Source organism: Rhodococcus sp. IEGM1339 (assembly GCF_050321925.1).
Taxonomy (GTDB): domain Bacteria; phylum Actinomycetota; class Actinomycetes; order Mycobacteriales; family Mycobacteriaceae; genus Rhodococcus; species Rhodococcus pyridinivorans.
In genome coordinates this window covers 1-21803 of record NZ_JBNQFT010000026.1, presented here as the reverse complement: position 1 = coordinate 21803, position 21803 = coordinate 1, and the positions used below count along the sequence as shown (strand labels likewise).

Here is a 21803-nt window from a genome sequence, read left to right as displayed (position 1 = left end):
CCCGTCTACGGCAGTAGATGGCCATCAGCGCTGCTGGTCGTCGGTGCTATCGCATCAACGAAGGCTAGGTATGACTCATCTCCCCGGGCCTCGAGGGCTCTACCACCCGGCGAACGAGCACGACTCCTGTGGCGTCGCGTTCGTCGTCGACATGCACGGTCGTCGCAGTCGCGACATCGTGGAGAAGGCGATCACCGCCCTGGTGAATCTCGAACACCGCGGTGCAGCGGGAGCGGAACAGAACACCGGCGACGGCGCCGGCATCCTGATCCAGGTCCCCGACGCCTACTTCCGTGAGGTCGTCGACTTCGATCTTCCCGCCGAAGGCGCATACGCGACCGGTATCGCGTTCCTGCCCAAGGACACCGCCGAGGCCGACGCCGCGGCCGCCGAGGTCGACCGCATCGTCGCCGAAGAGGGCCTCGAGGTCCTCGGCTGGCGCGAGGTGCCGATCGACGAGTCCGAGCTGGGTTCCATGGCCAAGGACGCCATGCCCACCTTCCGGCAGATCTTCATCGCCTCCGGCGCTCGCGCGCTCACCGGCCTCGAGCTCGAGCGCCGCGCGTACGTCGTGCGCAAGCGCACCGAGCACGAGCTCGGCCACCACGGCGCGGGCGAGGACGGTCCCGGCAGCGAGACCGTCTACTTCCCGAGCCTGTCGGCGTCGACCTTCGTCTACAAGGGCATGCTCACCACGCCCCAGATGAAGGGCTTCTACCGCGACCTGCAGGACGAGCGCGTCGTCTCGGCCCTCGGTCTCGTGCACTCGCGCTTCTCCACCAACACGTTCCCGTCGTGGCCGCTCGCGCATCCCTTCCGCCGCGTGGCGCACAACGGCGAGATCAACACCGTCACGGGCAATGCCAACTGGATGCGCGCCCGTGAGGCACTCATCGACACCGAGGTCTTCGGCGGTCGCGACAAGCTCGAGAAGATCTTCCCGGTCTGCACGCCGGGTGCGTCCGACACCGCGCGTTTCGACGAGGTGCTCGAACTGCTGCACCTCGGTGGTCGCAGCCTGCCGCACGCCGTGCTCATGATGATCCCCGAGGCGTGGGAGCGCCATGACTCGATGGATCCGGCCCGTCGCGCGTTCTACGAGTACCACGCGGCCCTCATGGAGCCGTGGGACGGACCGGCCTCGGTGTGCTTCACCGACGGCACCGTCATCGGCGCCGTGCTCGACCGCAACGGCCTGCGCCCCTCGCGTGCCTGGGTCACCGACGACGGCCTCGTCGTCATGGCCTCCGAGGTGGGTGTGCTCGACATCCCCACCGAGAAGATCGTCAGCAAGCGTCGCCTGCAGCCGGGCCGCATGTTCCTCGTCGACACGGCCAAGGGCCGCATCGTCGAGGACGAGGAGATCAAGCGCGAGCTCGCCGCCGAGCATCCCTACGAGGAGTGGGTCGCAGGCGGCGTCACCCGTCTCGAGGATCTGCCCGAGAGCAAGTACACCTACATGTCGCACGAGCGTGTCGTGCTGCGGCAGCAGGTATTCGGCTACACCCGCGAAGAGGTTGATCTCCTCGTCAAGCCGATGGCGGCCTCCGGAGCCGAGGCGCTCGGCTCGATGGGCACCGACACGCCGATCGCCGTGCTGTCGTCGCGTCCGCGTCAGCTGTTCGACTTCTTCTCGCAGCTGTTCGCCCAGGTCACCAACCCGCCGCTCGACGCGATCCGCGAGGAGATCGTCACCAGCATGGGCGGCATGCTCGGCCCCGAGGGCGACCTGCTGAACCCGACCGAGGCGTCGTGCCGGCAGATTCTCATCGGTGCGCCGGTCATCGACAACGACGACCTGCAGAAGCTCATCCACGTCAACGACGAGAAGCAGTTCCCCGGCTTCAACAGCGTCATCATCCGCGGCCTGTACCCGGTCGCGGAGGGCGGTGAGGGTCTGCGTCGCGCCCTCGCCTCGATCCGCGAGCAGGTCTCGCAGGCCATCGAGAAGGGCGCACGCCTGATCGTGCTGTCCGACCGCGAGTCCGACGAGAAGCTGGCGCCGATCCCGTCGCTGCTGCTCACCTCCGCGGTGCACCACCACCTCGTCCGCGAGAAGACCCGCACCAAGGTCGGTCTGCTCGTCGAGGCCGGCGACGCCCGCGAGGTCCACCACATCGCCGCCCTGTGCGGTTTCGGTGCGGCCGTGGTCAACCCGTACATGGCGTTCGAGAGCATCGACGAGCTGTTGCAGAACGGCGACCTGCCCGAGGGCATGACCCTCGACAAGGCCATCGCCAACTACATCAAGGCGGCCTCGAAGGGCGTGCTCAAGGTGATGTCCAAGATGGGCATCTCCACGCTTGCCTCCTACACCGGTGCGCAGTTGTTCCAGGTCATCGGCCTGTCGCAGGAACTCGTCGACGAGTACTTCACCGGTCTGCAGTCGCAGCTCGGCGGTGTCGGTCTCGACGAGATCGCCGCGGACGTCGCGGCCCGTCACCGCACGGCCTTCCTCGACCGCCAGTCCGAGCGCGCGCACCGCGAGCTCGAGGTGGGTGGCGAGTACCAGTGGCGTCGTGAGGGCGAGTACCACCTGTTCAACCCGGACACGGTGTTCAAGCTCCAGCACGCGACCCGCACCGGCCAGTACTCGATCTTCAAGGAGTACACGAAGCTCGTCGACGACCAGTCGGAGCGACTCGCGTCGCTGCGCGGTCTGTTCGAGTTCAAGAAGGGCGTGCGCCCGCCGGTGCCGCTCGACGAGGTCGAGCCGGCGAGCGAGATCGTCAAGCGCTTCTCGACCGGTGCGATGAGCTACGGCTCCATCTCGGCCGAGGCGCACGAGACCCTCGCGATCGCGATGAACCGTCTCGGTGGCCGCTCGAACTCCGGTGAGGGCGGCGAGCATCCGAGCCGTTTCACCCCGGACGAGAACGGCGACTGGCGGCGCTCGGCGATCAAGCAGGTCGCCTCGGGTCGCTTCGGTGTGACCGCGCACTACCTGAGCAACTGCACCGACATCCAGATCAAGATGGCGCAGGGCGCTAAGCCCGGTGAGGGCGGCCAGCTGCCGCCGCACAAGGTGTACCCGTGGGTCGCCGAGGTCCGTGGTTCGACGCCCGGCGTCGGCCTGATCTCGCCGCCGCCGCACCACGACATCTACTCGATCGAGGATCTCGCGCAGTTGATCCACGACCTGAAGAACGCCAACCCGAAGGCCCGCATCCACGTGAAGCTGGTCTCCGAGCTCGGTGTCGGCACGGTCGCCGCGGGTGTGTCGAAGGCACACGCCGACGTCGTGCTCATCTCGGGTCACGACGGTGGTACCGGCGCGTCGCCGCTGACCTCCCTCAAGCACGCGGGTGCTCCCTGGGAGATCGGTCTCGCCGAGACCCAGCAGACGCTGATGCTCAACGGTCTGCGCGACCGCATCGTCGTGCAGGTCGACGGCCAGATGAAGACCGGCCGCGACGTCGTGGTCGCCGCTCTCCTCGGCGCCGAGGAGTACGGTTTCGCGACCGCGCCGCTCGTGGTCTCGGGCTGCATCATGATGCGTGTGTGCCACCTCGACACCTGCCCCGTGGGTGTCGCGACGCAGAACCCGGTGCTGCGCAAGCGGTTCACCGGCAAGCCGGAGTTCGTCGAGAACTTCATGCTGTACATCGCCGAAGAGGTGCGCGAGTACCTCGCCGAACTCGGTTTCCGCAGTCTCGACGAGGCCATCGGCCAGGTGGACGTCCTCGACACCCGCAAGGCCGTCGAGCACTACCGCGCGTCGAAGCTCGACCTGTCGCCGCTGCTCGAGAAGGTCACCTCCCCGATCTTCGGGGAGCAGGACATGCACTGCACCAAGGAGCAGTACCACGCTCTCGACAAGGCACTCGACAACGAGCTGATCGCGAAAGCGCAGCCCGCTCTCGAGTCGGGTACGTCGGTCTCGTTCGACACTCCGATCACCAACGTCAACCGCACCGTCGGCACGATGCTCGGCCACGAGCTCACCAAGAAGTACGGTGCGGAAGGGTTGCCGGACAACACGATCGACATCACCTTCGCAGGTTCGGCCGGCAACAGCTTCGGTGCGTTCGTCCCGCGCGGCATCACGATGCGGCTCAACGGCGACGCGAACGACTTCGTCGGCAAGGGCCTGTCGGGTGGTCGCATCATCGTGCGCCCGCCGCACAATGCGGCCGAGGGTTTCGTGCCCGAGGACAACATCATCGCCGGCAACGTCATCCTGTTCGGTGCCACCTCGGGTGAGGTCCTCATCCGTGGCATCGCGGGTGAGCGCTTCGCGGTCCGCAACTCCGGAGCCACGGCCGTCGTCGAAGGCGTCGGCGACCACGGCTGCGAGTACATGACGGGTGGCAAGGTCGTCATCCTCGGCAAGACCGGCCGCAACTTCGGTGCGGGCATGTCCGGTGGCGTCGCGTTCGTGTACAACCCGGACAAGGACTTCGAGAACAACCTGAACACCGAGCTGGTCGACCTCGAGGATCTCGAGGGCGAGGACTTCGCGTGGCTCAAGGGCGCCGTCGAACGGCATCGTGACGAAACGGGCTCCGAGGTCGCAGCCCGCATCCTGGCCGACTGGTCACAACAGGTCAGCCACTTCGCGAAGGTCATGCCTCGCGATTACAAGAAGGTACTCATGGCTATCAAGGACGCCACCATCCGTGGTGCGAACGTGGACGAGGCGATCATGGAGGCTGCTCGTGGCTGATCCCACCGGTTTCCTCAAGCACGGTTCCCGCGAGACGCCGGTCCGCCGGCCTGTCCCGCTGCGACTCCTCGACTGGAAGGAGGTCTACGAGCCGTTCCCGCTCGACACCCTCCGGACCCAGGCAAGCCGTTGCATGGACTGCGGTATCCCCTTTTGCCACAACGGTTGCCCGCTCGGGAATCTCATCCCCGAGTGGAACGACCTCGCCTACAAGGGTAAGTGGGAGGACGGGATCGAGCGTCTCCACGCCACGAACAACTTCCCCGAGTTCACCGGCCGGCTCTGCCCGGCGCCCTGCGAGGCGTCGTGCGTGCTCGGCATCAACCAGGACCCGGTGACCATCAAGCAGGTCGAGGTCGAGCTGGTCGAGAAGGCATTCGACGACGGCCGCGTCAAGCCGGTTCCGCCGTCGAAGCTCACCGGCCGCAAGGTCGCGGTAGTCGGCTCCGGGCCTGCCGGTCTCGCTGCGGCACAGCAGCTCACGCGTGCCGGTCACTCGGTGACGGTGTTCGAGCTGGCCGACCGCATCGGTGGTCTTCTCCGTTACGGCATCCCCGAGTTCAAGATGGAGAAGCGCTTCATCGACCGCCGTCTCGCGCAGATGGAGGCCGAGGGCACCGTCTTCAAGCCGGGCGTGAACGTGGGTGTCGACATCACCGCCGATGAGCTGCGCGAGCAGTTCGACGCCGTGGTGCTCGCCGGCGGCGCGACCGTCGCCCGCGACCTGCAGATCCCCGGACGCGAGCTCGACGGCATCCACCAGGCGATGGAGTTCCTGCCGATCGCCAACCGCGTGCAGCTCGGCGATCTTCCGGCCCCGACCATCACGGCCGAGGGTAAGAAGGTCGTCATCATCGGCGGTGGTGACACCGGCGCCGACTGCCTGGGCACCTCGCACCGTCAGGGTGCGGAGAGCGTCCACCAGTTCGAGATCATGCCGCGGCCGCCGGAGCAGCGCGCCGAGTCCACCCCGTGGCCGACCTACCCCCTCATGTACCGCGTCTCGTCGGCGCACGAGGAGGGCGGCGAGCGTGTCTTCTCCGTCAACACCGAGGAATTCATCGGCAAGGACGGCAAGGTCACCGCGCTGAAGGCGCACGAGGTGCAGATGGTCGACGGTCGCTTCGAGAAGGTCGAAGGAAGCGACTTCGAACTCGAGGCCGATCTGGTGCTGCTCGCGATGGGCTTCACCGGTGCCGAGAAGCCGGGTCTGCTCACCGATCTCGGGGTCGACTTCGACCAGCGTGGCAACGTCGCCCGTTCGTCGGAGTGGTCCACCAACGTCGACGGTGTCTTCGTCGCCGGCGACATGGGTCGCGGACAGTCGCTCATCGTCTGGGCGATCGCCGAGGGTCGCGCGTGCGCCGCTGCGGTGGACCGCTTCCTCGAGGGTGAGACGGCGTTGCCGGCGCCGATCGCGACCACCACGATGCCGCAGCGCTGAACGAGGTACGACCACTGGGCCGCACACCGGAAGGTGTGCGGCCCAGTGGCGTTCGGGGGGCGGCGTTCGTGGGTGGGGTCAGGCGTCGACGAGCGACGCGGGATCGGTGTCGGTTGCGGTGGCCGGCGCCGGTTCGGGTGTGGCCTCCTCGCGCCGCCGCGCGAGGAGGCGATCCACGGCCCACGATCCGGAGCCGAGGAAGGCCGCGAGCCGGGTACCGAGACCGACGATCAGGGCGGTGCCGCACACGACCTGGATGATCGCACCCCACCAGCCGGGCCATGCGCCGAGTTGTGCGGTGGTTCCGCCGTAGGGTTCCGCCGGCCACGCCCACAGGCTCGTGGTGCCGTGGCAGAGGAACAGGAAACCGACGGCGATGCGGAAGGCGGCGACGGCGTGATCGCCGAAACGGTCCGGCCAATGGCGAACTGAGTTCATCACGTGCGGAAGTAAAGCATGCCTACCCTTACATGCGGGGTGCTTGGTCATCGTTCCTCGGGTTTCGGTGGAGCTGCCCCTGCTTTCCGGGGGTGGATCCACAGAAATCCGCTCAACAGGGACCACCGGACGCGCTGCGCTTGTGATATTTCCGTGTCGCCGGGCGTCGCACCCGTTATGGTTCTGCGCATGACGGCTACGAGACGGGCACTGGCGACGGTCGTGATGGGTGCGGGTGCCGTCGTGGCTGCCGTCGCGGCGGCTCCGGCCGCGACCGCGGACCCTGCGGACGCGTGCATCCGCAACGGTGGCGGGCTCGTGACGATCGACGGCGCCGAGCCCGTCCCACCGGTTTTCGGATTCGACGGTCCCCGCCTGCTCGGACTCCAGGGCGGCGTCGGCAACGCATGCATCACCAACGTGGGTCCCGGCGCCGTGACCGTCACGCATCCCGAGGGGCGTGTCCCGGGACGCACCGAGGTGTCCACCGCGCTCGTGGAGATGCGGGTCGACGGCGGGCTCGGCAACGTCGCCGTCACCAATGTCGGTACCGGTGCGGTCACGGTGCACCGGACGGAGGTCACGCCCGAGCCCGTTGCGGGGCCTGCACAGGCTCCGCTCCCCGGGATGCCGGAGCTGATCCTCGACGCGGGAACCGACGGCGTCTTCGTCACGAATGTCGGTACGGGCGGTGTCACGGTCGTCGACCGTGCCGTCGCGCCGGCGGAGCTCCCGGCCCCGCCACCGCCTCCGCCGGGCGCGGTGGTCACCGATCCGTTCAGCGGAAACATCTATGTGACAAACCTTTTCGGGACCGACATCGTCGTCGCGGAACCCGCCTCGACCGCCGAAGGGAGCGTCGTCGAGCGGCCGGTTCCGGGAACGGCGGTCGACTACGGGACGGGCAACGTCTTCGTGACGAACATCGGTGGGGGACAGGTGACCGTCGTCCGCGGCTGATCCGCCGGCCCCGTCGTTTCCCGACAACGTTCCGGACTCGGATACATCACATCCGGTTCACGAATATGTCATCCTTCTACTCGATACTGCCGGGGAGGGACGCGGCACCAGGACAGTAGCGGGGCGGGGACATGGCTATGAGAAGAGTGTGGGCGGCAACGGTGGCCGCAGTGGCGGCATGTGCAGCAGTATTCGCCGCAATGCCTGCGGCGCAAGCCAATCCGCCCGGATGTCCGACCCTGAACGTGGTCGCTGTGCCTGGAACATGGGAGACCTCGAACACCCCCGACCCCGGCCGCGGGAACGGCATGCTCGCCCAGGTCACGTCCAATCTTCCCGCCGGCGCCCGCGTCGACTACGTCGCGTATCCCGCCACGGCCTTTCCGTGGGAGGGCGACGTGTACGCGGCCTCCCGCAATCGCGCCGTCGACAACGCACGCGGCATCATCGCGGCCACCGCCGAGCGGTGCCCCCTCACGAACTTCGCCCTCGTCGGCTACAGCCAGGGTGCCGATGCCGCAGGCGATCTCGCCGCCGAGATCGGCACCGGGCTGGGAGTGATCGGTCCGCACCGCCTCGTCGCGGTGGGTCTGCTGTCCGATCCGCGCCGCTCCGAACTCGACCCGTTCGTCGGTCCGCCCGTCGCCGGCACCGGTGCGGGAGGTGCCCGCGCGGGAGGCTTCGGATTCGTAACGCCCAACGTGCGCACCATCTGCGCGGTGGGCGACCTCTACTGCTCGACGCCGCCGGAGGACTTCGTCACGCGACTGGCCGGCTTCCTCGCGATCTCGGCGGGCAGCCCGTTCGAGCAACTCGAGAACTACCGCGACGAGGCGACGGCGCTCTACAACGACATCATGACCGCCGGGGGCATCCCGATGCTGCAGCTACAGCTCACGCCCGAGGCGAACGAGGTGCGCGAGCAGAAGATCCGAACCTTCTACGAGTCGCAGATCCACCAGGACTACTCGAACTACGTAGTCGACGGTCGCGGAACGACGGCCACGCGGTGGCTGCACGACTGGATCGCCTCGAAGGCCTGACCATCAATCGATGTCGAATCGTGCGCCCACACGCATGACACGGGGCGCGAAGCGCATCAGCCACTTGCGGACCTTCACGCCCGGGGCGACCGTCACCACAGGCTTGTTGTGACGGACCGCCCCGACGATCGCCTTGGCCACCTTCTCCGGCGCGATGTGCAGGCGCCGGTACATCGCGAGGGTGCGGGTGCGTCGTGCTGCTCGTAGTTCCTTGTTCGGCGCGACGTACTCCGTCGCCCGGGTGAGGTTGGTGTCCACCAGGTCGGGACACACGACGGTCACGCCGATCCCGTGTTCGAGCAGTTCGGCGCGCAGGCACTCCGACAGCATGAACACCCCGGCCTTGCTCGTCGTGTAGGCGGCGAGGTTGCGTTGCGGCATGTACGCCGCGGCCGACGAGACGTTGACGATCTGCCCGCCCGTGCCGGCCTCGATCATCTGCTCCGTGAAGGCGCGGCAGCCGTAGACCACTCCCCAGAAGTTCACGTCCATCACGTTCTGGAAGACGCTCTGCGGAGTGTCGGCGAAGGCACCGATGACACCGATGCCCGCGTTGTTGACGAGCACGTCGGCGACGCCGTGCCGCTCGCGAACGGTCTGCGCGAACTTCCGGACCTGCTGTTCGTCGGAGACGTCGAGTTCGTAGGCGTGAGCGGCGCCGCCGAAGACGGCCTCGGAACCTCCGGCACCGGGAGCCGGGACGTTCACGAGCGCCACCGTCTCGCGGGCGCTGTCGAGATCCTTGTCTGCCACGACGACGATGGCACCTTCGGCGGCGAAGGCGATCGCCGAGGCCCGGCCGATCCCGCTACCACCACCGGTGACGACGACGAGGGCGCCGGTCAGGTCGCGCAGGCGGCTGCGTAGTGCAGCGCCGGCGCGCCAGCGGCATATCTGGGCGATCCGAGAGGTCACCCCACCATCGTGACGCACTCGCCGCGTGTGGTCCGGTCAGTACAGGAACTCGCGGTAGAGCTCGCGTTTGCCCGGCTCGGCGTCGGCCGGGATCTCGATCGAGTGGAGTTCGGCGTGCATGTCGCGCATCGAGGGGACCGCCGCACGGTCGGGATAGGTCGACGGATCCCACAGCTTGGCGCGGAGCAACGCCCGCGCGCAGTGCAGGAAGACCTCGTCGATCTGCACGATCACAGCGAGCTGCGCCGGCTTGTTCTGCAGCGACAGCTTCCCGAGCAGGTCGGGGTCGGTCGACAGCGTGGCGCGGCCGTTGATCCGCAGCACCTCCTCGTCGCCGGGGACGAAGAACAGCAGCCCGACGTGAGGGTTCTCGAGGATGTTCCGGTACGAGTCGGCGCGGCGATTGCCGGGCCGGTCGGGCAGCGCGATCGTGTGGTCGTCGAGGACGAGCACCGCCGACTCGATGTCGCCGCGCGGCGAGCAGTCGCAGTTGCCGACGGCGTCGGCGGTGGCGATCGTGAAGAACCGCGCCAGCGACAGGAAATGCCTGATGAGCGGCGTCAGGTGTGGTCGCGCCTTGTCGACGATCGCCGGGTGCGGAATGCCCAGGACGGCCTCGAGCTCGTCCTGTGTCCGTATCCCGCCCTGTACGAGTTCGTCGATCCTGTCCGCATCCATCCGGTGCACCTCCGGCGGTGACCGTATCAATCCTGCACGGGAAGATCATGTCGGCGTCCGTGTCATGCCCTGGTCAGGGGCTGCACAGTCGATTGCTTCCGGTCACCGGGACGACCCGGGAGGCAGGACTCCGGACCCCGGTAGAACGGGTGGCGACGCCCCCGCCCGGAAGGATCGAGATGACCGACTCCGCCCTGCTGGCCTCCCTCCTCGAACGCGTACAGCTCCTCGAGGACAAGGCTGCGATCCACGAGGTCCTCACGGCGTACGGCCCGGCCGTCGACGCCGGTGACGCCGAGGCGGTGGGGGAACTGTGGGCCGAGGACGCCGTCTACGACGTCGACATCCGCCTGATGGAGGGTCGCGACGCCATCATGAAGATGGTGCGCACCCGACCGCACCAGGACTACATCGAGGAGGGCTGCGGTCATCTGCTCGACCCGGTGCACATCCGGGTCGGCGGCGACACCGCCGTCGCGACCTGCCACTCCCTGCTGCTGCGCCGCAACGCCGATTCGGATTCGTTCCGGGTGTGGCGGGTGAGCGCCAATCGTTTCGAACTCGCCCGGATCGACGGCAGCTGGAAGATCGTGCGCCGCACGTCGCGGTTGCTCGACGGCAGCACCGCCGCCCGCGACCTCCTCGCGAGCGCACGGCGCTGAACCCACGACTCGCGGGTGGGCGCTGGGGGCTCACCCGCGGCCGACTCCCGGGGCGCTCAGACGCGCAGGGTGTCGCGTACGTGCCCGGTCTCGTTGATCGACGCGACGCGGCGCGCGCCGCTGCGTGAGACGAGGATGCGCGTCACCGACGCGTACTCGATGGGGAACATCAGCGGCCGGGGCAGCTCGAGCAGGTGCTGCAGCACGATGTTCACGACCCCACCGTGGGCGAACAGCGCCACGGTCTCGGCGTGGTCGCACGTGTCCACCACCTGGTCGATCCCTCGCAGCACCCGCGTGCGGAAGGCGTCCCCGTCCACGAAATCGGGCAGGTGACCTGCCAGGATGCGCTTGTAGGCGGCCGGTGCGACGTCCTTCGCGGCGTCGATCGTGAAGTAGTGGTCGTGGCCGTAGTCGTACTCGGCGATGTCCTCCATCTTCTCCACGTCGAGCCCGCGTCGTTCCGCGACCGGCGCGGCCGTCTGCAGGGCCCGCAACTGCGGGCTCGAGAACAGGCGGGTGATGTTGTAGGGGGACAGCGCGTCCGGCAACCGCGACGCCTGGAGACGACCGGCCTCCGTGAGCGGCGGGTCGGCGCCCCCGGTCTCGGCGCGGGCGTTGTTCGGCTCGGCGTGACGGATCAGGAGTAGCTGCACGACCTCACGATGCCAGGTGGAGCGGTTTCACGTGAAACCACCCGTCAGGAGCGCCGCGGCTTCGTGAACGGGAACGCCAGCGACTCGCGGATGCTCCCTCCGAGTACGAGCATCACGATCCGGTCGACACCCATACCGAGGCCGCCGGTGGGAGGCATCGCGTATTCGAGTGCTTCGAGGAACTCCTCGTCGAGTTCCATCGCCTCCTCGTCACCGCCCGCGGCGAGCAGCGACTGCTCCGTGAGGCGAGCACGCTGGTCGAGCGGATCGGTGAGCTCGCTGTAGGCGGTCCCCAGCTCGACACCCCAGGCCACCAGGTCCCACTTCGCCGCGACACCCGGCTTGCGGGGGTGCGGCCGGGTCAACGGCGACACCGAGGTCGGGAAGTCGGTGTAGAAGGTGGGGAACTCCGTCTTCGATTCGACGAGGTGCTCGTACATCTCCTGCGCGGTGGCGCCGGCGTCCCAGGCCGGGTTGTAGGGGATCTCGTGTTCGTCGCACAGGCGTCGCAGGACGTCGACGGGGGTCTGCGCATCGACGAATGTCCCGAGCGCCTCGGAGATCGCGTCGTGGAAGGTCTTGACGGGCCACTCGCCGGAGATGTCGATCTCGACCGGGATACCGTCGGGTCCGGGCCGCAGGATGATCTCGCGTCCGTGTGCCGCGCGGGCCGCTGCCTGGATCAACTCGCGTGCGACCACCCGCATCTTCTCGTAGTCGCTGTGCGCCTCGTATGCCTCGAGGATCGTGAACTCCGGGTTGTGCTTGAAATCCGCACCCTCGTTGCGGAACACCCGGCCGATCTCGAAGACCTTCGCCATGCCCGCGACGCACAACCGCTTCAGATACAGCTCGGGGGCGATCCGCAGGTACAGATCGGCGTCGTAGGCGTTGATGTGCGTGATGAACGGTGCGGCGTTCGCGCCGCCGTGCACCGACTGCAGGATGGGGGTCTCCACCTCGAGATAGCCGCGCGCCTGCAGTTCGTCGCGTAGCGACCGCACCACCGCGCTGCGTGCCGCGAGGTGGTCGCGTGCCCCGCGGTCGATCGCGAGATGCAGATAGCGTTGCCGCACGCGGGCTTCCGGGTCGACGAGGCCGTGGTACTTGTCGGGCAGCGGATGCAGGCACTTGCCGTCGATGCGCCACGAGTCGGCGAGCACCGAGATCTCGCCGGTGCGGCTGCGTCCCACCTCGCCCGACACCTCGACGAGGTCACCGAGGTCGAACAGGAAGCGTTGTCCGGCAACCCGTTGCCGGTCGATGAGGATCTGGACGTCGCCCGACCAGTCGCGCAGCACCGCGAACAGCACACCGCCGAAGTTGCGGATGCGCAGCAGGCGTCCCGCCACGGTCACCGGGGTGCCGGACTTCGCGGCCCGGGCCTCGGCGGCCGTGTGGGTCGGGGGATGCGCGACCGGATAGGGATCGACACCGTGCTCGACGATCCGCTGCAGGGTGTTCATCCGCACCTGGACCTGTTCGGGGCGGCGACGTCCGTGCGAGACGGCGGGCGTGCCGTCGGCAAGCTCGACGTCGGGTGCGCTGCCGTCGTCGTGCAGTTCTGCCGCGGCCACCTGGTCCTCGGGGAACGCCGAGTGTGTTCCCGTGTGCTGCTGGGTGTTCCGACGACCGAAGGTGGGGAGGGTGAGGAAGCCCTCGGCGATCGCCGACGCGAGCGCGACGCGCGGGATGAGCCGGTTGTCGCGGAAACACAGGAAGCGGGGCACCCATTCGGGGTGGTACTTGACGTTGGACCGGTACAACGCCTCGAGCTGCCACCACCGTGAGAAGAACAGCAGGATCGACCGCCACAACCGCAGGATCGGGCCGGCACCGATCCGCGCGCCCTCCTCGAAGACCGACCGGAAGACCGCGAAGTTCAACGAGATCCGCTCGACGTCGAATTCGGCACCGCGTGAGGCGAGCTCGGAGACCATGAGTTCGACGACGCCGTTGGGGGCCTGCGGGTCGCGGCGCATGAGGTCGAGTGACACGCCGTCCGATCCCCAGGGCACGAGCGAGAGCATCGCGACGACCTTGCCGTCCGCGACCGCTTCGACGAGCAGGCAGTCGCCGTCGAGCGGGTCGCCGAGCCGGCCGAGGGCCATCGAGAAACCGCGCTCGTTTTCGGTGTCGCGCCAGGCCTCGGCGCGCTGGATCGCTGCCGACAGCTCGATGGGTGACAGTTCGCGGTGACGCATGATCCGCGCGGTCACACCGTGTTTGCGGGCGCGGTTGACGGCCTGCCGCACCGGTCGCATGTCCCGTCCGGCGAGACTGAAGTCGCGGGTGAGCAGGACGGCCTCGTCGCCGAGCTGCAGCGCGTTCAGACCCGCACGGTGGTAGGCCGTCGCACCGTCCTCGCTCGCCCCCATCACCGCGGGTGTCCACCCATAGGCGCGGGCGAGGTCGAGCCATTCGTCGATGGCGTGTGGCCACGCTTCGGGGTTGCCGATCGGATCACCGCTCGCGAGGCACACGCCGAGTTCGACGCGGTAGGTCACCGCGGCCTTGCCGCTGGGGGCGAACACCACGGCCTTGTCGCGGCGGGTCGCGAAGTAGCCGAGCGAATCGTCGCTCTGGGCGAGCAGACCGCGGATGGCCGATTCGTCACTGCCGGTGAGCGCGTTGCTCGCTCGCTGTGAACGGAACAGCACCACGACCGCCGCGAGCACGGCGAGGGCGCCGAGGAGGCCGAGGATCGTGTTGACCAGCCCGTGCGGGCGGCCACCGAACTGGTCGTTGTCGATGAACGTCAGCGCGGTGACGCGGTTGAGCGCCCACAGGAACCGGTCGGTAGCGGGCAGGGTGCCAGGGAACAGTTCCACCAGGCCCCAGCCGATGAGCGTCGCGACGACCAGACCACCCACGAGCACACCGAGTGCGGCCCAGGCGTTTCCGCGCCGCACGCGCGTGTAGAACTCGGGATAGGACAGCAGCAGGAGCGCGACGATCAGCAGATGGACGACCAACGCGACGAGGTGGTTCGGGTCGCGCTCGACGATACTCATCACGAGATTGGTGATGGAGAATCCGCCGAGGTAGATCGTCAGGATCCACCACGCGATGCGTTTTCGGCCGGCGATCGCACCGGCGAGCAGGCCGAGGACGAGCGCGAACGACAGGCTCGTGTCGGGGGCGTCGAAGTAGTACTCGTCGAGATATTCGCGCGGGGCGTGGATCCAGTAACGCAGGGTCGGGGAGATCGACCACAATGCGACCACGACCGCGTAGATGCCCAGGATCAGGCCGAAGATGTGCGGTACGGCGGACAGACGTCCACCGACACGGTCGGTCAGCGACGGTCGGGAGGGCGGTCGGGCGTCCTCCACCGGACGCGGGCGCTCGACAGGAGCGGCGGAATCCGCAGACATGGGATAGAACGGTAACGGGCAAACGCGGCAGCCGTGGGACGAACGGGCGCGGGACCGGATCACATGCCCGGTCCCGCGGCCGCTCTCATCCGCTCATGCGCCTGTCAGTAGCACTGCGCGCTCAGCGCGCTCATGAGCGCGGCGCTCCCGCGGTCGCGACGTCCTCGGTGGCGTCCGGCTCGGACGGTTCGGCCCGCGCCGGCTTGCTCGGCCACCAGATCTTCTTGCCGATGTCGATCGTCAGGGCCGGCACCACCAGCGACCGCACGAGCAGCGCGTCGAGCAGGACACCGAAGGCGACGATGAACGCCAGCTGAGCCAGGAACAGCAGTGGGATCACCGCCAGCGCCGAGAACGTGGCCGCGAGCACCACGCCGGCGGACGTGATGACACCACCGGTGACGGTCAGCGCCCGCAGGGTGCCCGCACGGGTACCGACCTTCTTCGTCTCCTCGCGGACGCGGGTCATGAGGAAGATGTTGTAGTCGATACCCAGCGCCACGAGGAAGACGAACCCGAACAGAGGCACCACCGGGTCGGCGCCCGGGAAACCGAACAGGTGGTTGAACACGAGCGACGAGATACCGAGGGTCGCCGCGAACGAGACGATCACGGTGAGCATCAGCAGGATCGGTGCGACGACCGCCCGCAGCAACGCGATGAGCACCAGCAGCACCACGAGCGTCACAACCGGGATGATGACGGTGCGGTCGCGGGTCGCGGTGTCCTTCGTGTCGAGGTCGACGGCCGTGGGTCCGCCGACGAGTGCCTCGGACCCGGGCACGGCGTGCACCGCCTCGCGGATGCGTTCGACGGTCTCCTCGGCGGCGAGGGAGTCGGCGGGATCCGAGAGCGTCGCCTGCACCGCGACCAGTCCGTCGACCACGCGCGGCGCGCCGTCGGGGCCGGGGACGGGCTGGACGGTCGTCACGCCCTCGACGCCCTCGGTGGCGCCGACGACACCCTCGAGCGCGCCTTCGCGGGCGACGACGATGCTGGGCGAACCGGTGCCGGCGTCGAAGTGCTCACCGAGCACCTCCTGGCCGGACTTCGAATCGGTTTGCAGGAGGAACAGATCCGAGGACGCGACACCGCTCGCCTTGAACTGCGGTGCCAGCAGGGCGAAGGCGACGAGCACGAGGCTGCACACGATCCAGATGGGACGCGGCTTCGACCCGACGAAGTCGGCCACCCGACCCCACACCTTGTGGGACTTCTGCATGTCGTCGGCGTCGGCGTTCGGGTCGTAGACCGGGCGGGTGGGCCAGAACGCGACGCGGCCGAGCAGCACGAGCACTGCGGGCAGGAAGGTGAGCGACGCGAGGAACGACGTCGCGATGCCGATGGCGGCCACCGGGCCGAGACCGCGGTTGGAGTTCAGGTCCGACAGCAGTAGGCACAGCACACCGAGGATGACGGTGCCGGCCGACGCCGCGATCGGCTCGATCGAGCCGCGGAGCGCGCTGCGCATCGCGGCGTACTTGTCCTGCTGCAGTCGCAGTTCCTCGCGGTACCGGGAGACCAGCAGCAGCGCGTAGTCGGTGGCGGCGCCGAACACGAGGATGAACATGATGCCCTGGCTCTGGCCGTTGAGCGCGATCGCTCCGGCGTCGGCGAGCACATAGATCAGCAGGCTCGCGAGGGCGAGTGCGAACAGCGCCGAGATGATGACGACGAACGGCAGGATCGGGCTGCGGTAGACCACCACGAGGATGACGAGGACGACACCGCCCGCGACGAGCAGAAGCAGTCCGTCGATGCCGCCGAAGGCCGACGACAGGTCGGCGGCCTGCCCGGCGGGGCCGGTGACGTAGACGGTCAGGCCGTCCGGTGCGCCTTCGAGGGCCGTCCGGAGTTCCTCGACGGCCTCCTGGACCTCCCCGGAGGCGTCGAGCGGCACGATCATCTGCGCCGCTGCGCCGTCCTCGGACGGGATCGGCGGCGGTCCGGCCGATTCGGTGGCGAGGAAGGCGAGGTCCTCGTCGGTGATCCCACCGTCGCGTTCGGCGACGACGATCGCGGGGATGAACTCGCTCTCGTTGAACTGCGCGTACAGCTCGTCCGCGCGGGTGGATTCGGCCGATGCCGGGAGGAAGGTGCTCGCGTCGTTGGAGGCGACCTCGCTGAGCTTGCCTGCGAACGGGCCGCCGCCACCGGCGGCCACGAGCCACGCGATGAGCAACAGGGCGGGTAGCAGCCACCGCCATCGGCCGGTTCTACGTGGGGGCGCGGTAGCAGTGCTCAAGATTCCTCCTGGCGTGAACGGATATGTCGACCCACCCGGGGGCGTGGACGCCTACCGGCGTGTGATCGAACTCGAGCGCGACGACGCGACCGGTGGCGACTCTCCGGTCGCGGTCTCGGACCCGGCGACCCTGCGCAGGCTCCTGCTCGAGATCGTTCGTTCCCACAGCGCTCCTCGTGACAGCCCGCGGAATACCCATGATCGGGAGATTCCACCCCTTCACGGGGTGTGAGCCGGCCCCCGCCCCGGGAAACGGAGAGATTCGCCGGATGAGCGCGCGGTAGGGTTCCGCATGGTCTCCGCCCACCGGACCCACGCCGACGTTGTCTCCGCACTGCGAGCGGCCGGGTGCGTGTTTGCCGAGGAGGAGGCGCAGCTGCTCGTCGAAGCCGCTCCCACACCCTCGGATCTGGAGCGGCTCATCGCGCGGCGGGCCGGCGGAGAACCCCTCGAACACGTACTGGGACAGGTCTTCTTCCACGGCAGGCGCATCGCGGTGCGAGAGGGGGTGTTCGTCTCCCGTCGCCGCACCGAGTACCTGGTGGACTGCGCGATCGAACTCGCGCGGCCCGGCGCCGTGATCGTCGACATGTGCTGCGGGTGCGGTGCCGTCGGTGCCACGCTCGCCACCGCCGTCGAGGCCTGCGAGGTCTACGCGGCCGACATCGATCCCGTCGCCACCGCGTGTGCCCGCCTGAACCTGCCGCCCCACCGGGTGTTCGTCGGCGATCTGTTCGACGCCCTGCCGGGCACGCTGCGCGGTCGCGTCGACGTGCTCGTCGCCAACGCGCCCTACGTGCCGTCGGGGGCGATCGCGTCGATGCCGCGGGAGGCGCGCTGCAGCGAGCCGCGACATGCACTGGACGGCGGACCCGACGGACTGGACGTCCACCGTCGGCTCGTCGCCGACGCGGGTCGGTGGCTCACCGACGGTGGGTCGCTGCTCGTCGAGTCGGCCGCGTCGCAGGCACCCGTCGTGCGCGACCTCATGACCCGGGCCGGACTCGACGCCGACACGCGGGGTTTCGAGGAGGCCGACGCGACCGTCGTCATCGGCACCCGCCGATGACGTGCTCGCTGCCGCGAACATGTCAGTCGAGCGGCAGCTGAGCGAAGAGCGCGGTCGGCTGGGTCGACCCGCCCGTCGGTTCCACGCTGAAGGCGAGCGCGGTGGCACCCGAGATGTCCTCGAGCACCGCGGTCGTCGACGGCGCGACGTCGTCGGGTGTCATCGTGCCTGCGGGCTCCATTCCCTCGGGCCCGACCAGCCACATCTGGTAGACGCTGCCCTCGGCCGGCGGGGCGACGTTGTTCATCACCAGCACGCCGGCGTCCTCCTCCTTGGAGAACACCACGGTCGCGGTGCCGCCACCGTCGAGCTCGCCCGACGAGGTCCGTACGTCCTCGGCGGCGAAGACCCGCTCGCTCGTGCCCGGCTCGGACGTGTTCTGCCATTGACCGGCGACCACGACGCCGCCGATCGCGACGATCACGGCCGCTGCCGCGGCGAGCAGGAAGTTCCGCCGTCGGGCCTGGCGGCGCTCGTCGAGGGAGACGGGCGGGGGAGGGTGATCGTCCTCCGCCCGAGGTGCCTCGGTCGCCTCCGGGTCACCGGGTCGTTCCGTGTGCGTCTTCTCGGCGGGCGTCTTCGCGGTGAGTTCGGCGTGGACCAGATCGAGCAGTCGCACCCGGAGTTCGGGCGGCGGCTCGGTCGCGGTACCGGCCGACATCGCTGCGAGGGTCTCGCGGACCTCGCGGACCTCGACGCCGAACCGTTCGGCCACCTCCGGGTCTGCTTCCGCGAGTCGCTCGGCGAGCTCTCGACGTTCGTCGGGCGTGACGGCATCCAATGCGAAGACGGGTGCCATGTCGAGCAGATCGTGCGAGGAATCGTTCGCCTCGTCAGCCATCCACAGTCACCCCCAGACAATTCTTCAGTCGTTTCAGGCCGTCCCGGATGCGCGACTTGACCGTCGGCAACGGGGACGAAAGTTCTTCTGCCACTTCGGTATACGTAAAGCCTCTGTAGTAGGCGAGCTCGACCGAGCGTCGCTGCAGTTCGGTGAGCGAACCCAGACACTCGTTCACCCGGCGGCGATCGTCGCGCTGCGCGACCTCCTCGCTCACCGAGTCGAAGGCCGCGTCGACGTTCGTCGAACCGTACTGCGACTCGCGGTCGGCTCCGGACTGTTCGCTGCGGACCCGGTCGACGGCACGCCGATGGGCGAGCGTGATGATCCACGACAGAGCGGAACCCTGACGCGGGTCGTACTTGTCGGCCGACCTCCATACCTGGAGGTAGACCTCCTGGGTGGTCTCCTCGCTGTAACCGGGATCCCGCAGGACCCGCAGCACCATGCCGAAGACTCGGGAACGCGTCGCGTCGTACAGTTCGGCGAACGCCGTAGGGTCTTGCCGGGCCACCCGCCCGAGCAGTTCGCCGAGGGTATCGGTATGGCCTCCGACGCCGGTCATCGGCTCAGTCCGCTCATCGAGGGAAAGCCTAGCCTGGGCATTCCCTCCACTCAAGGCAACCGTGTCGACCACGAGCGTCACCCCATCCACATCCGAGCACGTAGAACAGTCGTGAGATCGGCCGGCAGCCGTTCGCCGCTGACGGTCGCGGTGAACACCGGGACGCCGGGTCGCCGCAGGGCGACCGAGACCGCGAACGTGTCGCCGGCCCGGGTGATGATGTCGATCTCGTCCGAGCGCAGCGTGTAACAGTGCCGTCCGTTCCGGCGCGAATGGATCTCCGCGACCACGCAGGCCAGGGAACCGCTCGGATCGTGACACCAGAACAGGTTCAGCGGATCCGATCCGAGACCGAGGCGCCGGATGTTCAGCAGCGCAGTGATGCGCCCGACCGGAACCCGCACCCCGTCGGCCACGAGCTGATCCTCGACCCGCCCGCGGAAGGTGTCCGAATCGCTCGCGACGAAGTGGTCCCACTGCGACAGATGCCACGGACGCGGCGGTGTGGTGCCGACCGGACGCCCACCGGGCAACACGAATACGTGAGCCGGTCGGAGATCCTCGACGTCGTCCATGACCTGCATTCGGAGCCGACCGCAATACGGATGGGTCGAACACCGGATACCGATCCGAAAGAAAATCTCTCGATCCGACCCATCCGGGCCGACCCGAGGTTCGAATGACCGATGACACACCTGATCGACGTGGCCGTTTCCGGCCACGGCCTACGAAGGGAACCACAGTCATGAACATCACTGCGCGCAAGAGCCTGGCCGTCGTCGGAATCGGTGCGATGTCCCTGCTGGGTGTCGCGGCGTGTTCGGATGATTCGGGCACGGACACCACCGACACCACCACGATGGAGACCACCCAGGAGACAATGCAGGAAACCACCACGGCTGCAACCGGTACCGCAGCCCCCGCTGCCGGCCCCGTCGGACCGGGCTGCGCCGATTATGTCGCCGCGAACCCTACCGGCCCGTCGTCCGTCGAGGAACTCGCGAACCAGCCTGTCGCCGAGGCCGCCGGAAACGTGCCGATCCTGACCACTCTCACGCAGGCCCTGTCCGGCCAGCTCAACCCCGACGTCAACCTGGTCGAGACGCTCAACGGTGGCGAGTTCACCGTCTTCGCACCGGTCGACGACGCGTTTGCCGCCCTGCCGCCGGAGACCGTCCAGACGCTGCAGACGGATTCGGCTCTACTGACCGACATCCTCACCTACCACGTGGTTCCCGGTGAGCTGACCACCGCCGACATCGCCGGCACGCAGACCACCGTCCAGGGCGGCACCGTCGAGGTCGCCGGCGAGGGTGAGATGTGGACCGTCAACGACGCCAACGTCATCTGCGGTGGCATCGAGACCGAGAACGCCACCGTGTACCTGATCGACGGCGTTCTCATGCCCCAGCAGTAACCGATACCGGACGACGGAAGGGTAGAAGGCATGCGTAGATCCCGACACGGCGTTCGGGGGCTTGCGGCGGCGTTCATCGCCGCCGCAGGCGCACTCCTGTTCGTCACGCCCGCCGCCGCAGCGCCGCTCACTCCGGTTCCCGAGCTCGACGTGAACCGGTATGTGGGGCAGTGGTATCAGCTCGCCGCCAATCCGGCTCCCTACAACATCGACTGCGCTCGCGACACGACGGCGTTCTACACGCTGCTCGACGAACGCAACGTGCGCGTGGAGAACTCGTGCACCACGTTCACCGGTGATCGTCGCGGGATCATCGGGAACGCTCGTGTGAACGACACCGCCGCACTGCACGTGTCGTTCCCGGGGGTGCCGTTCCAGGATTCGCTCGACGGACCGAGCAATTACATCGTCACGTATCTCGCGGACGATTACTCGTGGGCATTCGTCGGTGACCCGACGCGTATCTCCGGATTCGTGCTGTCGCGTTCGCCCGTCGTCAGCGACGACGCGTGGCGCGAGATCCGGAACGTCGTCGAGGCGAGCGGGTACAACTCGTGCCTGATGCTCACCTCGCCCACCACCGAGGGACTGCAGGAGATCAAACCGCTCTGCACCGTGTGACTCTCGGGACGATCGGAGTGGTGTGCGGGTCCAGAGGAAAATCCGCACACCACCCCCGATTCGTTGTCTCGGAAGATCCGCTCGCGAATTCGCCATCCGCTACGGCAAATTCGTTGGTTGCCAGGATGGTCGTGAGACACATTCAGGGACGGACGCGGGGAAACGGAAGCATCATGATCGACGTCGAAGTCGGCCGAACACCGACA

General features: G+C 68.1%; 17 protein-coding genes. 8 read left to right on the top strand and 9 right to left on the bottom strand.

What is annotated here, in order from left to right; translation table 11 throughout:
- Positions 1-70 precede the first annotated feature (70 nt).
- The gene (gene gltB, locus ACQR3U_RS19905) at positions 71-4666 is read left to right on the top strand and encodes a glutamate synthase large subunit (protein WP_230811234.1); all 4596 of its coding nucleotides are present in this window, start codon (positions 71-73) and stop codon (positions 4664-4666) included.
- Positions 4659-6110 (top strand): glutamate synthase subunit beta, encoded by a 1452-nt coding sequence (locus ACQR3U_RS19900; RefSeq protein ID WP_230811233.1) that lies wholly within the window; start codon positions 4659-4661, stop codon positions 6108-6110. The genes gltB and ACQR3U_RS19900 overlap by 8 nt, the downstream gene beginning before the upstream one ends.
- A gap of 78 nt (positions 6111-6188) precedes the next feature.
- Here the strand turns inward: ACQR3U_RS19900 and ACQR3U_RS19895 are convergent, their stop codons facing one another.
- Positions 6189-6548 carry a DoxX family protein gene (locus ACQR3U_RS19895; protein ID WP_230811260.1) on the bottom strand — a complete coding sequence of 120 codons (360 nt, stop codon included), beginning with the start codon at positions 6546-6548 and terminating at the stop codon, positions 6189-6191.
- 189 nt (positions 6549-6737) lie between these two features.
- Here ACQR3U_RS19895 and ACQR3U_RS19890 point away from each other — a divergent pair, with 189 nt between their 5' ends.
- Both ACQR3U_RS19890 and ACQR3U_RS19885 read left to right on the top strand, forming a co-directional pair.
- On the top strand, positions 6738-7508 hold the full coding sequence (locus ACQR3U_RS19890) for a hypothetical protein (protein WP_230811232.1): 771 nt from the start codon (positions 6738-6740) through the stop codon (positions 7506-7508).
- Between the two features lie 200 nt (positions 7509-7708).
- On the top strand, positions 7709-8551 hold the full coding sequence (locus tag ACQR3U_RS19885; RefSeq protein ID WP_269065968.1) for a cutinase family protein: 843 nt from the start codon (positions 7709-7711) through the stop codon (positions 8549-8551).
- A 3-nt stretch (positions 8552-8554) separates the two neighbouring features.
- Here ACQR3U_RS19885 and ACQR3U_RS19880 read toward each other — a convergent pair whose 3' ends face one another.
- On the bottom strand, positions 8555-9466 hold the full coding sequence (locus tag ACQR3U_RS19880) for an SDR family NAD(P)-dependent oxidoreductase (RefSeq protein WP_230811230.1): 912 nt from the start codon (positions 9464-9466) through the stop codon (positions 8555-8557).
- A 36-nt stretch (positions 9467-9502) separates the two neighbouring features.
- Positions 9503-10144, bottom strand: a complete 642-nt coding sequence (locus ACQR3U_RS19875) for an MSMEG_1061 family FMN-dependent PPOX-type flavoprotein (RefSeq protein ID WP_006553337.1) — start codon at positions 10142-10144, stop codon at positions 9503-9505.
- 179 nt (positions 10145-10323) lie between these two features.
- Here ACQR3U_RS19875 and ACQR3U_RS19870 point away from each other — a divergent pair, with 179 nt between their 5' ends.
- Positions 10324-10806, top strand: a complete 483-nt coding sequence (locus ACQR3U_RS19870) for a nuclear transport factor 2 family protein (protein WP_033098119.1) — start codon at positions 10324-10326, stop codon at positions 10804-10806.
- A gap of 56 nt (positions 10807-10862) precedes the next feature.
- On the opposite strand, the gene ACQR3U_RS19865 is transcribed toward ACQR3U_RS19870, so the two are convergent.
- From ACQR3U_RS19865 to ACQR3U_RS19855, 3 genes are all read right to left on the bottom strand, one after another.
- The gene (locus tag ACQR3U_RS19865) at positions 10863-11462 is read right to left on the bottom strand and encodes a histidine phosphatase family protein (protein WP_230811229.1); all 600 of its coding nucleotides are present in this window, start codon (positions 11460-11462) and stop codon (positions 10863-10865) included.
- 44 nt (positions 11463-11506) lie between these two features.
- Positions 11507-14839, bottom strand: a complete 3333-nt coding sequence (lysX, locus tag ACQR3U_RS19860) for a bifunctional lysylphosphatidylglycerol synthetase/lysine--tRNA ligase LysX (protein WP_269065967.1) — start codon at positions 14837-14839, stop codon at positions 11507-11509.
- Between the two features lie 130 nt (positions 14840-14969).
- On the bottom strand, positions 14970-17084 hold the full coding sequence (locus ACQR3U_RS19855; protein WP_230811228.1) for an MMPL family transporter: 2115 nt from the start codon (positions 17082-17084) through the stop codon (positions 14970-14972).
- Between the two features lie 292 nt (positions 17085-17376).
- Here ACQR3U_RS19855 and ACQR3U_RS19850 point away from each other — a divergent pair, with 292 nt between their 5' ends.
- Positions 17377-18153: a putative protein N(5)-glutamine methyltransferase gene (locus ACQR3U_RS19850; RefSeq protein ID WP_019290411.1), complete on the top strand. Its 777-nt coding sequence runs from the start codon at positions 17377-17379 to the stop codon at positions 18151-18153.
- A gap of 22 nt (positions 18154-18175) precedes the next feature.
- Here ACQR3U_RS19850 and ACQR3U_RS19845 read toward each other — a convergent pair whose 3' ends face one another.
- From ACQR3U_RS19845 to ACQR3U_RS19835, 3 genes are all read right to left on the bottom strand, one after another.
- Positions 18176-18994 carry an anti-sigma factor gene (locus tag ACQR3U_RS19845; protein ID WP_230811227.1) on the bottom strand — a complete coding sequence of 273 codons (819 nt, stop codon included), beginning with the start codon at positions 18992-18994 and terminating at the stop codon, positions 18176-18178.
- The gene (locus tag ACQR3U_RS19840; protein WP_024102602.1) at positions 18987-19559 is read right to left on the bottom strand and encodes a sigma-70 family RNA polymerase sigma factor; all 573 of its coding nucleotides are present in this window, start codon (positions 19557-19559) and stop codon (positions 18987-18989) included. The genes ACQR3U_RS19845 and ACQR3U_RS19840 overlap by 8 nt, the downstream gene beginning before the upstream one ends.
- A gap of 77 nt (positions 19560-19636) precedes the next feature.
- Positions 19637-20134, bottom strand: coding sequence for a DUF1365 family protein (locus ACQR3U_RS19835; RefSeq protein ID WP_230811226.1), 498 nt, complete (start codon positions 20132-20134; stop codon positions 19637-19639).
- Between the two features lie 170 nt (positions 20135-20304).
- Between ACQR3U_RS19835 and ACQR3U_RS19830 the strand changes: the two genes are divergently transcribed.
- Positions 20305-20976 carry a fasciclin domain-containing protein gene (locus ACQR3U_RS19830; RefSeq protein ID WP_230811225.1) on the top strand — a complete coding sequence of 224 codons (672 nt, stop codon included), beginning with the start codon at positions 20305-20307 and terminating at the stop codon, positions 20974-20976.
- Between the two features lie 30 nt (positions 20977-21006).
- Positions 21007-21597 (top strand): lipocalin family protein, encoded by a 591-nt coding sequence (locus ACQR3U_RS19825; RefSeq protein ID WP_230811224.1) that lies wholly within the window; start codon positions 21007-21009, stop codon positions 21595-21597.
- The last annotated feature ends 206 nt before the right edge of the window (positions 21598-21803 follow it).

Excerpts from the sequence above, each read along its gene's own strand:
- gltB (WP_230811234.1), top strand. The coding sequence starts at position 71 with ATGACTCATCTCCCCGGGCCTCGAGGGCTCTACCACCCGGCGAACGAG.
- ACQR3U_RS19895 (WP_230811260.1), bottom strand. The coding sequence starts at position 6,548 with ATGAACTCAGTTCGCCATTGGCCGGACCGTTTCGGCGATCACGCCGTC.
- ACQR3U_RS19890 (WP_230811232.1), top strand. The coding sequence starts at position 6,738 with ATGACGGCTACGAGACGGGCACTGGCGACGGTCGTGATGGGTGCGGGT.
- ACQR3U_RS19885 (WP_269065968.1), top strand. The coding sequence starts at position 7,709 with ATGCCTGCGGCGCAAGCCAATCCGCCCGGATGTCCGACCCTGAACGTG.
- ACQR3U_RS19875 (WP_006553337.1), bottom strand. The coding sequence starts at position 10,144 with ATGGATGCGGACAGGATCGACGAACTCGTACAGGGCGGGATACGGACA.
- ACQR3U_RS19870 (WP_033098119.1), top strand. The coding sequence starts at position 10,324 with ATGACCGACTCCGCCCTGCTGGCCTCCCTCCTCGAACGCGTACAGCTC.
- lysX (WP_269065967.1), bottom strand. The coding sequence starts at position 14,839 with ATGTCTGCGGATTCCGCCGCTCCTGTCGAGCGCCCGCGTCCGGTGGAG.
- ACQR3U_RS19850 (WP_019290411.1), top strand. The coding sequence starts at position 17,377 with ATGGTCTCCGCCCACCGGACCCACGCCGACGTTGTCTCCGCACTGCGA.
- ACQR3U_RS19845 (WP_230811227.1), bottom strand. The coding sequence starts at position 18,994 with ATGGCTGACGAGGCGAACGATTCCTCGCACGATCTGCTCGACATGGCA.
- ACQR3U_RS19840 (WP_024102602.1), bottom strand. The coding sequence starts at position 19,559 with ATGACCGGCGTCGGAGGCCATACCGATACCCTCGGCGAACTGCTCGGG.
- ACQR3U_RS19835 (WP_230811226.1), bottom strand. The coding sequence starts at position 20,134 with ATGGACGACGTCGAGGATCTCCGACCGGCTCACGTATTCGTGTTGCCC.
- ACQR3U_RS19830 (WP_230811225.1), top strand. The coding sequence starts at position 20,305 with ATGAACATCACTGCGCGCAAGAGCCTGGCCGTCGTCGGAATCGGTGCG.
- ACQR3U_RS19825 (WP_230811224.1), top strand. The coding sequence starts at position 21,007 with ATGCGTAGATCCCGACACGGCGTTCGGGGGCTTGCGGCGGCGTTCATC.